The organism is Enterococcus sp. LJL120 (genome assembly GCF_054871765.1).
Genome location: NZ_JBTXLV010000013.1, coordinates 1 through 13,786, shown reverse-complemented (window position 1 = coordinate 13,786; position 13,786 = coordinate 1). Strand labels below are relative to the sequence as shown.

The window sequence follows — 13,786 nt, the reverse complement described above, 5'->3', positions numbered from 1 at the left end:
TGTTTCGTTCATAGAAAAAAAGGCGAATTCTTTTTTTATTTTGTCGGCGAAAAGACGGACAGAATGCTTGATTTTTTTCAGGCTTTCCTCCATCATAAAATGACTAACGAAACTAAAATTTACTCAAAGGGTTGATACAAGAATGCGTTACTTTATAATGCCCCACCAAGATATTCGCTACAATTTGGCGACAGAAGAATATTTGATGAAGACCTTGCCGATTACTGAGCCGACCTTACTATTATATATCCAAAAGCCCTGTGTTATCATTGGGCGCAATCAAAATGCTTACGCTGAAATTGATTTTCAGTATTTAAAGGAACAGGGAATAACTCTGACTAGAAGAACTTCTGGCGGCGGTGCGGTCTATGATGATTTGGGCAACCTGAGCTTTAGCTTTGTGACCGCCAAAAATCGCCGCGACTTCGGTGACTATGCCGGAGCAACCGCACCGATTATTCAGGCCTTGCAACAGATGGGGGCTGAGCTAGCTGAAGTTGGCGGACGCAATGACTTGTATATTGAGGGCCTAAAATTCTCTGGTAATGCCATGTATTCAAAAGGGGAGCGAACTTATTCCCACGGCACTTTAATGTATGATGTAGATTTATCAGTGCTGGACCATGTTTTAAAAGTTGATCCGGAAAAAATCGCCTCGAAAGCTACCAAATCTGTTCGTAAAAATGTCACTAATATCAAACCATATCTGAATCCCGAATTCCAATTTGCCGATACGGCTGATTTTCGCGATGAATTATTGCGGCAAATTTTTTCAGTCAGGGATTTAGCAGAGATTGCTCAGCAGCAAATCGTCTTAACAACAAAAGATGAGGCAGCGATTGAAAAACTTTTTGCTGAACGCTATGCCAATGACCAATGGGTATACGGAGCCGCTCCAGATTACCAAGTCAGCCGCAGAATCCGCTTAGCCGGAGTTGGCATTGTCGAGCTGCATTTTTCAATTGCAGCTGGCAAAATCAGCGCCTTTGAAATTCTGGGAGATTTCTTTGGTGAAAAAGATATTCATGAGCTGACCAGCGCCTTAATTGGTCAGGAATTTAATGAAGCAACCTTAAAGGAATTTTTACAGAAAAATTCCGTGTCTGAATATATTTTTAATTTCAGCAATCAAGATTTTTTGAATTTACTATTTCAGTGAGCTTAGTTGAAAGCTCGCATTAATACTAGCTAAGTGAGGTAACTAATATTTTATTTGTCTAGACTGAGAAATTTTGGTAGAAAAAAATTGGAAAGCTATCAGCTGAAGGTAAGCTCGGCAATTGATAATTTATCAGTAAAGCCAAATTACGGTGAACATGATTTTTTAGCAAAGTAAAGCGGTACATCACATCACGTATTTGCAAATTATTCTGGCACAGACAAAGCACTTCCACAAAAATTAGCTAAGATGCAGACAAAAAATTTCTATCACAAATTAACGAGTTATTCAAAATCTCCCTAAATTTTCCCAAAAGTTTTCTGCTGGTAAAATTTAACGGGGATTTTTTTGAATTGCGCCTGCTATCATGCTATACTAGGTGAGTTGAAAAAGACTGACTGACAGGGATTTTCCTGTGGTAAAAGATAAATTTACGATTTTAAAGGAGAACAAAATGAACAACCCTAATTTAGTTTCTGAGGTCAAGCGCCGCCGGACCTTTGCAATTATTTCTCACCCGGATGCCGGGAAAACAACAATTACTGAGCAGCTGCTGCTTTTTGGCGGGGCTATCCGCCAAGCAGGGACCGTCAAAGGAAAAAAGACCGGTAATTTTGCTAAATCTGACTGGATGGATATCGAAAAACAACGGGGGATTTCCGTAACGAGTTCGGTGATGCAATTCGATTACGAAGGCAAACGGATTAATATTTTGGACACCCCAGGACACGAGGATTTTTCTGAGGATACTTATCGGACTTTAATGGCCGTCGATAGTGCCGTGATGGTGATTGATAGCGCCAAAGGGATTGAAGCCCAAACGAAAAAACTCTTTCAAGTTGTTAAACGTCGGGGCATTCCGATTTTTACTTTTATAAATAAATTGGACCGAGATGGCCGTGAACCGTTGGATTTATTGGAAGAGCTAGAAGAATTGTTAAACATTGAATCGTATCCAATGAACTGGCCCATCGGCATGGGAAAAGGTTTAGCTGGTTTATATGATGTGTATAACAAACGCGTTGAATTATACCGCCCAGAAAATTATGGCGGCGAACGCTTGATTCCTTTAGTTGACGGCGATATTCCCGCTGACAATCCATTACACGCCGACAGTGTTTATCAGCAGGTTCTAGAAGAAATCGAACTATTGCAGGAAGCGGGCGATGAATTCTCGCCGGAAAAAATTGCAAAAGGCGACCAGACACCCGTCTTCTTCGGCTCAGCCTTAACCAATTTTGGTGTGCAGACCTTTTTAGAAACCTTTTTACAATTCGCTCCAGAACCCCACGCCCATAAAACGGTGGAAGGTGAAGAGGTCAGTCCCTTTGAAGAAGAATTTTCCGGCTTTGTCTTTAAAATTCAAGCCAATATGAATCCAGCCCACCGAGATCGGATTGCCTTTTTGCGAATTTGTTCAGGCACCTTTGAACGGGGCATGGATGTCAATTTGGAAAGAACTAACAAAAAATTAAAACTCAGCAACGTCACCCAATTTATGGCAGATGCTAGAGAAAATGTTGAAGAGGCGGTAGCTGGTGATATTATCGGGATTTATGATACCGGAAATTATCAAATCGGTGATACCCTGTATGAAGGCAAATTGAAAGTTGCCTACGAAGAATTGCCTTCATTTACGCCGGAGCTTTTCATGAAGGTCACAGCTAAAAATGTTATGAAGCAAAAATCCTTCCATAAAGGTATTAATCAGTTGGTACAAGAAGGGGCGATTCAGTTATACAAAACCTATCTTTCTGATGAATATATTATCGGGGCAGTCGGCCAATTGCAATTTGAAGTATTCCAACACCGGATGCTAAATGAATACAATGCCGAAGTTATTATGACACCGATGGGCAATAAAATCGCCCGCTGGATTGATCCAAAAGATTTAGATGAAAAAATGAGCTCCAGTCGTAATATTTTAGCAAAAGATCGTTTCGACCAACCGCTATTTTTATTTGAAAACCAATTTGCTGAACGCTGGTTTGCTGATAAATATCCCGAGGTTGAACTGAAAAGCTTGATGTAATCACTTTTTCAAATTAAATAACAGAGTCTAAAGCTGCTTTTTTCACGACAGCTTTGGACTCTTTTTTTGCCTTGAGGAAGCTTGTATAATATAGGTGATATCAATTTCTGTAAAATAACCACTCTCAGCCGCAATAATACTTCTTATTTCTCACAAAGCCCGCCGCTCATCCCAATCGAAATGGGGGATTAATTTGAAAAAAACAACACGAAAATTTATCCAGCAGTTTACGATTCTCTTGCTATTTTTTGTGGGTGCCTTGGTAATGCTCTATCCTTTTTATAGCGATGCCTTGAGCAATATGCTAGATCAGGTCCGCATTTCCCAATACCAAAAAGCAATCACAAAAGAAGAAACCGCCCAACGTCTCGCCCGCTTAAAAGAAGCGGCGAAGGAGCAGCAGACAGCCAGTGACCCCTTCGCTCAGCTAAGCAATGAGCTTGAAGGAACTGTCTATGAAGATCATTTGCTGGGGACCTTAAATATTCCTGCCCTATCGGTGGAGATGCCAATTTTTGATCAGACGGCCGAGACACTTTTAGAAATGGGGGCGACAGTTGTCGGCGGAACGGATATGCCGGTCGGTGGTGAGGGCACGCATTCTGTTTTAGCGGCCCATCGAGGATTACCGCAAAAAAAACTATTTACCGATTTACCAGATTTAAAAGCGGGGGATCTTTTTGTGCTGACTATTTTCGGTGAAAAGCTCGCCTATCAAGTCGATCAAATTACTGTCGTGTTGCCGGATCAAATCGAAGTTTTGGCGGCTCAGCCGGGAGAAGATTTGGTTACCCTGCTAACCTGCACACCTTATATGGTTAACTCCCATCGGCTATTAGTCCGTGGTCATCGTGTTCCTTATACTGAAGCCGTCGCCGCCACTGTGACAAGCGGCAACCAAAACCGATTACTGCGACAATGGTTGATTATCGGCGGATCGGTTAGTTTAGTTGCGGGAATTTTGATTTTGTTATTCAAAATTATTCGGGCTTGGCGTCGACGCAAAGAGGAAGTCTTCATCAGTTTTTCATTGGAGGATGCCTCCGGTCAACCGCTGGAAAACCGCAGCTTTAGTGTCTGGGATAAAAAAGGCCGCCGTCATCTGCAACGAAAAGGCCAGCCAATCGTCAGCAAAACTAATCAAAAAGGCGAACTTGCATTTATTGGTCTACCTAAAGATTTCTATCAAATAAAGAGTGAAGAAGACCCGCAAATCCTTATAAAGATTAAACCAAAGAACAAAACGAAAGCTGACTATTTATTGCAGCTGGGTAAGCGCTCCAAAGGTAAAATAGTGCGCCAAGACAACGGTCAGACAGCTTTAATTTTATAAAAGTTGTCTGGCATACACCTACGAAAAATTTTGGAAATTGTTTTTATATAAAGTTGAAATCGTAATTTTTGTCAAAATTATACCTTCATATTTTTCTTTGTTAATGAAAAATATGAAGGTATTTTTTTGTTGTTTAATTATTTGATAATTACATATTTATCAATAGTTATTCTGATTTTTGTGTGTTTGTTATTGTAATGAATCTCGTTTTTGTTAATTAAATTAGACAAATCTGAGTTACTGTAAAAGTCGTTATATTTTAAGTTTTTTGACCAATAAACATCAGAGGAAGTCAAAAAAAGCGATTATATTACGTTTTCTTGGAGATGGTATAGTTAGCGCTCTCATTTTACTATTAGCTTGTGGAACAAATCGATTTTGTGAAACCGAGTGGAGGTAAGGTTTTATGCAAGTTGGGAGGGCAATCAGGATGCGTTGCAAAAAAAGCAAGCTTTTAAACCAGACACAGGTTTGCTAAAAAAGCGTGGGGTTGCAAGGTATTGGAAAAAGAAAAGTGCTCTGGCCAAGCACTGGTTTTTTCAGATTGAAAGTGGGTGATTAGATGAAGAATAAACGTTGGCTATCAGCACTGATGTTGCTTGTGATTTTAGTGCCTCTTATTCGGGGAATAGTTGGGCTTTTTCCAATTATGGTTGAGGCGGTTGGTCCAGATGCACCGCAAGTGCTGGTCAATGATCAGACTGTTTATGTTGAGGCTAGCTATACAGAAACTGAAACTACTTATGATTGGCATCTTGAGTTTCAAAAAAAAGCCACGCCGGATAAACAACGACTACGCATTGCCATTGATCGCAGCAGCATCGGCTTTGGCACAATCTATAATATTCGCGGTCAAGGCTTAGGCCAGTCTGGTGATGGAGCCATTGCAACAATGAAGGTTACAGATGACGGAAATAATTATGACTGGTATTACACACCGGATTATTCCGAAGCTGTCCAAAGCGGCTCGCTTGATTTTTCAACTGATAAAAGCGAGACAGCTGGACAGGTTCCCGTTGTAGTCAGTTTGGACACTTTAGAAGAAGTATCTGAAACAGAAGTAAACGAGACAGTCCCGCCAGAAGCAGAAGAGCCTGTTAAGGAATCAGATGGCGAGACAGAAAATACTGAAGCAGCTGGGACCCCTCAAGAACCTGAAACGTCAGAATCAGAGCAACCAGAAAATTCAGAAGAGATTTCAGCTGCAACTGAAGATAATAACGTTGTCGAAGAGACAGAAAACCCTACAGAAAATCCGACTGACAATTCAGACGCTGAGGCTTCAAACGAATCGTCAGAAGCGATTTCAGACTCCGAAGAAATCATAGAGGAGGTCAATGCCTTTACCGGCTCATTACCTCTATACGCACAAATTCAGCGAAACCCTTTGATCGGCAGCGGCATTGCTTTAGGTCCTTTCGCTCAAAGCGACCCATTTCTTTATGATGAACAAAAATTACTCCTGCACAGTACCAGTGATTATACAACTGATTTTCAAACGGTGACTGATGGCAGTCAAGAAGCAAATTGGCACAATTACAATTATGCTGAAAATGATGACGATTCAGTAGCGGTAGGAGCTTCGGGTCACGGCCCAACCATGCAATTATGGGGGAATGATCGGGATTTTGCCAATAGCTATACCTCTTATAACGGAGCCTATGTTAAGAAATGGGTGGAGCCCGTTAAGGAAAGCAGCGCAACTGACTCAACTGCTACCTATAATGTCTATCTGGAAGTCGTTGGAACTGCTGATCAAGAAATTGTCAAACAAAAACTAGATATTGTTTTTGTTTTAGATAAGTCTGGCAGTATGGGAGGCTCAATCCATGGTGAAAAAAAAGATGAGTCTTTAAAAGACGCTGTGAGTAGAACTGTTAAGATGCTATTTAACAATCATTCTCTAGATGTGAAAGTCGGCTTAGTTGATTTTTACGGGCACACAGAAGAAGGAATGACTGCTAATATTTTTCCTCTAAGCAGTAAGCTGAATGAGGTCCTAAATAGTAGTGTTTTAAATTCTAGTGCTAGACAGGACCAGGGAACTCCTCTGGCTCTTGGACTGCAAAAAGGGTATCAAGTTTTGTATGGTGATACCAGTGATGCTTCGCGGGAAAAAATTTTAATTGTCGTTGGGGATGGTCAGCCGACCATATCATATAGCGGAATTAAAGGGGCATTAGTTGAGTATGGTAAAAACGATGATCCTGAACCTAAACCATCAGCTAGCTCTAGTAAGTGGAGTAACAATTTTTCTGACTTATCAAACTATTGGTCAAAAAATACCAATTTTCAATATTTAAAAAATTACGATGCTGCTATCTTTGATGCGAATGATGAAGTTCCGACTGAATTTCGCAAAGGCAATGAGTTAACTGATGGTAAATATGAGAAAGGAAAGGACACAAACTATCGCTATTTTGATTTTGGAGAAATAGCGTCTGGCAATACAAGTGCTTATTTCTATGGCGATGGTACTAGCAGCACAAAGCAAGATAAGAATAATGCCATCAACACGGTTGCCTATCATCGCTGGCTGGCAGCAAAATATAATAGCGCCTCTGTCTATAGTGTCGGCATCGGCATTAACAACACCGGAAAAACCGTTTTAAAAATATTTCCGCTGAAAAATACTATGATGCAAATTCAACGGAGGACTTACTGGCAGCACTAATCGATATTACTAGTGCTGGTGGAAAAACGCTTAATAATGCCAGTTTGATTGATAAATTAAGCAGCAATGTTTCTCTAACAAGCAACGATGTAGAAACTTCTTATTACAAGCTGCCTGAAGTCCAAACTAATTTGAGTGATTATGGCACACCTCAACGTTGGACCAATCAAACACCGAGTGTCCAAACGCAACCACTGGAGGAAGGCGGTTTTCAGTTTTCAAATATCACCTTAGGTCAAGGAGAAATGGTTCGTCTGAAATATCAAATCAAACTGAAGTCGGATGCGCAAAATGGGGAATTTCAGACTGTCAGTCAAGAAACCTATCTGATGAATGGGCCAACGACAGATACAAATAAAAAAATGTATTTACCGGTGCCGTCGATTCGCTATCTAAATCAGGAGCGGGATATTGTTGTTAAAAAGCAAGATATTTTTGGAAACCCAATTCCGGGAGTGACCTTCGAACTATCCAAAGTAAAGAGACAAGTAGAAGGAAGTTCTCAGACTAGTGCCAATGGCGAGGCTGGTTTTGCCTTTGATTTTCCAAGCAATGGAAAATCTAGCCCGAAATATCAAATTCAAGAAACCAAAGCACCGAATCAATATCAAAAACTCTCTGGTAGTTTGACGTTTCAAGTGAGTAAATCTTCCGGTAAATTTTCATTGACTAATGAAACGAGCGGGAGCAAAACTTTATACAATGACCTTCCTAATTGGTGGAATAAAGCAGGTAGTAAAACTGACACATGGCCCTTCGGATATTCAGGGTCCAATCATGTATTTTCTATTACTCAAACCAAAAAAAATAATAATCCACCGACTGTCCATTTGACGGTGAAAAATCAGTTTAAGCCTTTGGAAATTTCTGTCCTTAAGGTTGATGGCGACAAGCCTTTACCTAATGCAAAATTCCAGCTGCGGGAGGCAGGAAAAGATGGAAAATTTACCAGAGTCTTAGGCGAAGGTGTTTCTAACGATGCTGGTGTGGTGACTTTCTATCGGTCAAGTACTGGTGAAAAAAAACCATTAACCCTTGAGATTTCAACTGAATCAAAAAAATATCGGATTTATGAAACACAGGCACCGGAAAACTACGAAGATCCTAGTGAAGATGATTATTGGGAAATCGAAGTTAATCCAGCGACTCAAAACATCACCTATCACAGAAATGGCGAAGAGCAAAGTCAAGTTGAAACACAGTTTGAAAAGATTGCGACTGAAGCAGGTCAAACTTTACCTCTGCAGTTGAAAATTGAAAATCAGCAACAAGCTGCCGACTTGGTTATCGTCAAAAAGCAAGGTGAGCAGATTCTAAATGGGGTCAGCTTTGAGCTTTCAAGGAATGAAACTGGGTTTACTTCAAATAAATCTACTTACAAAGCATACAGTGGTTTACAAGGTGTTAAAGAATCAAGCGGCCTTAGCTGGAGTGAAGCAGGAGCTGGAAATTTCTTTCAAGCGCTAAATGGTGACAAATATCAAGATTTAGATTTTAGTGCACCCTTTGTCTTGGAAAAAGGTCAGTACACCCTGACCGAAGAAGAAACACTGGTAGGCTATCTAAAAAATCAGAAGGATTGGCAAATTGAAGTCGAGGAATCAGGTGAAGTCATACTTGCTGAAGATTCTTCAGGAGCCAAAATTGAAAAAACAGAAATTTCTGGGAAATTGACATGGGTTGTGTCAGTTGAAAACCAATTGCTGCCAATTGATTTGACTGTCAAAAAAAATGACAGATACAACTCAGAAAAAATGCTTTCTGGTGCGGAGTTCACCGCAACCAAAAAAGAGAATGGAAAATGGCTGGAGCCAGATAACTTAATTGAAGTTGAAGATTCAGGCAACTATCAACTGGCTAAGCTTGAACTAGGGACCTACAAAATTGAAGAAACTACAGCGCCATCAGGATATCAAAGACTATCAGGGTATTTTGAACTAGAAATTCGTCAAGCTGACGCAAACTTTATCGATGCGTCTGGAAAGCTGATTGAAAAGGGCTCTCTGATGGCAGAAGTCCAATATTATCTTGACAGCCAGCCATCTGGTGAGAAAGAAACAGTCAGCCTAAAAGAAGAAAAAGGCAAGCTGCAAATAGAATTTACTGTCAGCAATAATCCATATAATCCACTGCCAGCAACAGGAGGTATTGGTCGATTAGGACAGTTTCTGATTGCGGCTGGACTTCTAACAGCATCTTTATTTGTCGGCTGGCTGACAAAGCGGCTCAAAGGAAGGGAGGCTGGACTCCATGATTAAAAAAATCATTCATCTAGTTTCGGCACTCCTAGTGTTTCTATTAGCAATTGGCATTGGTCTGCCGCAGTCTGCCACAGCAGCAGCTGACAATGTGGAATTGATTTTGCATAAGCGCATTTATCGAGATGTGATGATGCCCGATATTGAGGACTACCAAAATACCGGTATTGAAGTTCCCAAAGAAAATTGGCAGGAAGACATCATTGAGATGGCTATGCCTTTTAACGGTGCCAATTTTTTAATCTATGACTTAACAGATTATTATGCTGAATCGAAGCAGAATCAAGAAGATTTTTTAGAAGAATTTAATCAGTTTTCAATGAGTCAGGTAGCAGAACTAATCAAAGAAAAAAATCTTTCTTTGGTGGCGGGACCGGTCAATACCGATGAAGATGCTGTCTTTGGCGGTGGCATTGGCCGTACGACTTTAGCCCGCTATAGCCAGCAAAGGGATGCTGTCTATCTGATTGTCGAAACAACACCGGACCCGGATGTGCGTTTAAACGTAGATATCGAACGGCGCTCTGTACCGATGATTCTCTTTTTACCCATCATGAATCCTTTAAGGGAAAACAATGAGTTGCAGCAAATTCATCTGTATACCAAAAATATCGGCTATGTGCGGGATCCGTATTTCTTTAAGTATGGTAAAAAGGCTGGTAGTCAAGAATTAGGAGAACCTATTCAAGGGGTGACTTTCGCTTTGTACCGCTATGACAGCAATGGGAAAAAATTGTATCTCGATCAAAGCGAAGTGAATTCTTTGCAAAATGGTTGGTCGGAATCTACCGACCCGCTAAATGATGAGCATGTTACTAAATTTACTTCAGGAAGTGATGGCTTAGTGACTACTAATAATCGTTTTCTACCCTCTGGCACCTACTATTTTGAAGAATTACAGGCCGCTGAAGGATACACAATCGAAGATGAAGATCGGGGAATTGAGGTCGTTATTCCAGAATCTTGGGAGGATGAAGCAGGAAATCCGCAATATGTGACGGTGAATGGGTATCGGATGGAGGAATTAATTTCTGGATTGGTGCCGGACTCGGCCTATCAGAAATTAGAGCCGCGAGTTTACAATTACCGGACTTCCGAAAAAGCCACTGCGACACCAACGCCGACGAATACCACAAAAACGTCGCTTAATCGGCGAAAAATTTTACAGACAGGGGAAGTACAGAGTTCCTGCATGTTTCTAGGATTGCTTTTAATAGTGTTAGCTTGGTTTTTATGGAAAAAAAATCGAGCTAATGCAAGGGACTAAGTGTGTGTCAGTTTCCTGTGCAGACCACTCCCTCCAAGTGAAATTGATTTTGCACAGGATTCTTGTCAATAAAAAATGAAAACCATCTAGAAAGGATGACTAAAAAATGAGAAAAGCACGAAAAATTTTCGGTTGGGTTGCTACATTGATGCTTTTGATACCATTGTTATTCGGGGCCATGGCGATTCGGGGACAGGCAGAGGATAATGTTGTAAATGGTGGGCATGGCGGCGGTGGAGGTAGCGGCACGAACAAGGTTACCATCACCTTGAATAAATTTGCTTTTGACAATGTATTACCAGAAGAAGAGCAAAATGATGGGGATACAAATCCGCATCAAGGCGGTACGGCACTGTCGGGCGTTGAGTTTACCATGTATGATGTGACTACCGAGTACAACAAATTGCTTGCTGCTAAAAAGAATGATGCGGAAGCTACTATTAAAGAAATGCAAGAAAATTGGTCAGCTTATATTGATGGTAACAAAGGGACTTCGATAACAACAGATAAGGATGGGAAAGCAAAGTTTAGCAATATAGATATGATTAACAATAACAAATACCGAGTTTTGATGTTTGTCGAAACTGATTCGCCATATGACATTATCGATGGTGCTGTACCGATGATTGTCGGCTTCCCGGTTTACAAGGGTGACACAAATGACATTGATACAGATATTCAACTCTTTCCGAAAAATTTGAAGTACACACCAACAAAAAAGATTCTCAACAATCAGAATCCACATACTGTAGATGGATATCAGGTTTTAGATTTTGAAATCGGTGAAAAGGTCGAGTATCAAATCACTTCTCCTATCCCGATGAATATTTACAAGAATAACAGACTGAGAATTGATGAATATAAAATCACTGATACGATGAACAAAACTGGTTTGGAGCTTGATTTAAAATCAATTACGGTGAAGGCGGGAGAAACTTCTCTTGTAATAGATGACGACTATGATATTGAACAAAACGATTGGGCTAATAGTTGGACAGTAAAACTTAAATTAACGAAGGGGAGTCGTCCAGTTAGGCCAAACTTAACATTAATCAATAAGCTAGAAGGTGCTGCATCGAAAACTCTGATGGTTACTTATTCTATGAAACTAACTGAAAAAACCGTGATTGATCATCTTTATGAGAATACTGCCAGCATTGAGATTAAAGGCACTGGTAAAGATAGCAAACCTTATGAACAAGATGTTTCCCCAGCTGAAGTTGTGGCAACTGGCGGCTACAACTTCAAAAAAGTTGATGCTACTACTAGGGATATGCTGTTGAAAGGAGCAAAATTCTATCTGATGAATGAGAAAGGGAAATATGCTCAATTCATGGATAAAAAAAATAATTCTTTAACAGAGTATAATGCTAACGATGCGGCGGATATAAACTGGATCCAAGATGATGCTGACGCAACCGCTATCGTCTCGACAGATGAAGTATTCGGCATCAGTGGCTTAGCTTATGGTGAATACAAACTAGTCGAATTTGAAGCGCCAACAGGTTATGCACTACCTGCGGAGGAGCAAGCCAAGCCAAGCTTCGAAGTGCGGTATATGACCTTCACCAGTACTAAAACAAAAGGTAGCAAAGAAATCCTCAACGTCAAGAGAGGTTTCTTACCAGCAACCGGCGGCATGGGTATCCTCCTCTTCTTAGCAGCCGGCTCAGCCATGATGTCTGGGGCATATGTTTGGTATCGCAAGTCTAAAAATCAGTTGGAGGTTTAATACTTAACAGCTGAGAGAGTTTAGATAGCTCGACTTGCAGCAACAATCCTTTTAAATTAAAACAGGATGAAAGAAACTGCGGCAGCGGTATAAAAGTAATTGAGAAGCAAGCTTTCAGGAGAAATGTTTTTGGTCCTTACACTTTTTCCTGCAAGAAAAATAGACCTGATGATTTTATCTCTAGGAATTTCTAGAGTGAGCAATCATTTGATGACGGGTTTGTTGTTTATCTTTTGCCAAAGCCGCTGCCGCAGTTTTTCTAATAGATTGCCATGCTGATATCAAGCTAACGAGGGGAATCTTATACATAAAGAAGGTGAGAAAATGCGCTGGTTTAAAATTGAATTTATTTTAAAACTCTTGATGGCTTTTTTGTTTTTAGCAGGAGCAGCCGTTTTTTCTTATCCTTTTGTGGTGGATGGAATCAATAATGTGATCGACCAATATCGCATCGCTAGTTATCAAAAAGAGATTGCTACTGATGAAAAGCAGCAGCAAAAGCTAGCTGAGATGAAGCAGCAAAATGCTGACAGCGGAAAAAAAAGTTACGTGCCGGGGATGGGCGAAGTGGTCGACCCCTTTGAGGCGGCAGTCAGCAACACGATTGATCCCACTAGAGAATATTTTGAAAGTCATACGATTGGCGCAATTTATATACCGGCGATTAATGTAAGTCTGCCGCTGTTCGATGAAACGAACGAGGCGCTATTAGAAAAAGGCGCGACTCATTTTCAGGGAACTTCTTTTCCAGTCGGAGGAAACAATACTCATGCGGTAATTACTGGGCACACCGGCATTCCTGAAAAAATGCTCTTTACAGATTTAGATAAACTGAACAAAGAGGATAAATTTTACATCGACGTTTTAGGGGAACGCTTTGCCTATCAGATTTTTGAAATTCAGGTGGTGTTGCCAGAAGAAATCGAATCGCTTGCAATCAGAGAAGGGGCAGAAATTGTCACTTTATTGACCTGCACGCCATATAGCATCAACAGTCATCGCCTTTTGGTGACGGGCAAACGAATCCCTTATCAGGCGGCGATGAGTCAAGAAATTAAACAAGCCGGCAGTTATCATAGCAAACGTTTGATTGGTTTGCTTGTGGGCTTGGCTATTTTTCTAGTGATTTTTGCTTATTGGTTGTCTCGAAAAATTAAAAAATATCGTCAGCAGCAAAAAAATCCTGCTGTCAACCAGCAGGATTCAGACTGTAGACAAATAGACTTTTAGAAGTAAAATTCTTCTAAAAGCCTATTTTTTGTTTTACTCATTCAAATTTGGGCAAAAAAATAAAGGCCTTCTGCCTTTAACTTAGCCAGGTGGCTAATTTC

Annotated in this window: 8 protein-coding genes; all 8 read left to right on the top strand. The window is 40.5% G+C overall.

Going from position 1 to position 13,786, the window contains the following annotated elements; all coding sequences use genetic code 11:
- The first annotated feature begins 142 nt into the window (after positions 1–142).
- On the top strand, positions 143–1,159 hold the full coding sequence (locus ACYSNU_RS17010) for a lipoate--protein ligase (protein WP_461738360.1): 1,017 nt from the start codon (positions 143–145) through the stop codon (positions 1,157–1,159).
- 454 nt (positions 1,160–1,613) lie between these two features.
- The gene (locus tag ACYSNU_RS17005; protein ID WP_461738359.1) at positions 1,614–3,191 is read left to right on the top strand and encodes a peptide chain release factor 3; all 1,578 of its coding nucleotides are present in this window, start codon (positions 1,614–1,616) and stop codon (positions 3,189–3,191) included.
- Positions 3,192–3,384: 193 nt separating this feature from the next.
- Positions 3,385–4,524: a class C sortase gene (locus ACYSNU_RS17000; RefSeq protein ID WP_461738358.1), complete on the top strand. Its 1,140-nt coding sequence runs from the start codon at positions 3,385–3,387 to the stop codon at positions 4,522–4,524.
- Between the two features lie 562 nt (positions 4,525–5,086).
- Positions 5,087–7,198: a VWA domain-containing protein gene (locus tag ACYSNU_RS16995; RefSeq protein ID WP_461738357.1), complete on the top strand. Its 2,112-nt coding sequence runs from the start codon at positions 5,087–5,089 to the stop codon at positions 7,196–7,198.
- A complete protein-coding gene (locus ACYSNU_RS16990) occupies positions 7,141–9,456 on the top strand; it encodes a SpaA isopeptide-forming pilin-related protein (RefSeq protein ID WP_461738401.1) in 2,316 nt (771 codons plus the stop codon). Before ACYSNU_RS16995 ends, ACYSNU_RS16990 begins: the two co-directional genes overlap by 58 nt.
- The gene (locus ACYSNU_RS16985) at positions 9,449–10,723 is read left to right on the top strand and encodes a pilin N-terminal domain-containing protein (RefSeq protein WP_461738356.1); all 1,275 of its coding nucleotides are present in this window, start codon (positions 9,449–9,451) and stop codon (positions 10,721–10,723) included. The genes ACYSNU_RS16990 and ACYSNU_RS16985 overlap by 8 nt, the downstream gene beginning before the upstream one ends.
- Before the next feature lie 106 nt (positions 10,724–10,829).
- Complete coding sequence (locus ACYSNU_RS16980; RefSeq protein WP_461738355.1) at positions 10,830–12,455, top strand: SpaH/EbpB family LPXTG-anchored major pilin; 1,626 nt, start codon at positions 10,830–10,832, stop codon at positions 12,453–12,455.
- Between the two features lie 324 nt (positions 12,456–12,779).
- Positions 12,780–13,685 carry a class C sortase gene (locus ACYSNU_RS16975; protein WP_461738354.1) on the top strand — a complete coding sequence of 302 codons (906 nt, stop codon included), beginning with the start codon at positions 12,780–12,782 and terminating at the stop codon, positions 13,683–13,685.
- Positions 13,686–13,786 lie beyond the last annotated feature (101 nt).

Excerpts from the sequence above, each read along its gene's own strand:
- ACYSNU_RS17010 (WP_461738360.1), top strand. The coding sequence starts at position 143 with ATGCGTTACTTTATAATGCCCCACCAAGATATTCGCTACAATTTGGCG.
- ACYSNU_RS17005 (WP_461738359.1), top strand. The coding sequence starts at position 1,614 with ATGAACAACCCTAATTTAGTTTCTGAGGTCAAGCGCCGCCGGACCTTT.
- ACYSNU_RS16995 (WP_461738357.1), top strand. The coding sequence starts at position 5,087 with ATGAAGAATAAACGTTGGCTATCAGCACTGATGTTGCTTGTGATTTTA.
- ACYSNU_RS16985 (WP_461738356.1), top strand. The coding sequence starts at position 9,449 with ATGATTAAAAAAATCATTCATCTAGTTTCGGCACTCCTAGTGTTTCTA.
- ACYSNU_RS16980 (WP_461738355.1), top strand. The coding sequence starts at position 10,830 with ATGAGAAAAGCACGAAAAATTTTCGGTTGGGTTGCTACATTGATGCTT.
- ACYSNU_RS16975 (WP_461738354.1), top strand. The coding sequence starts at position 12,780 with ATGCGCTGGTTTAAAATTGAATTTATTTTAAAACTCTTGATGGCTTTT.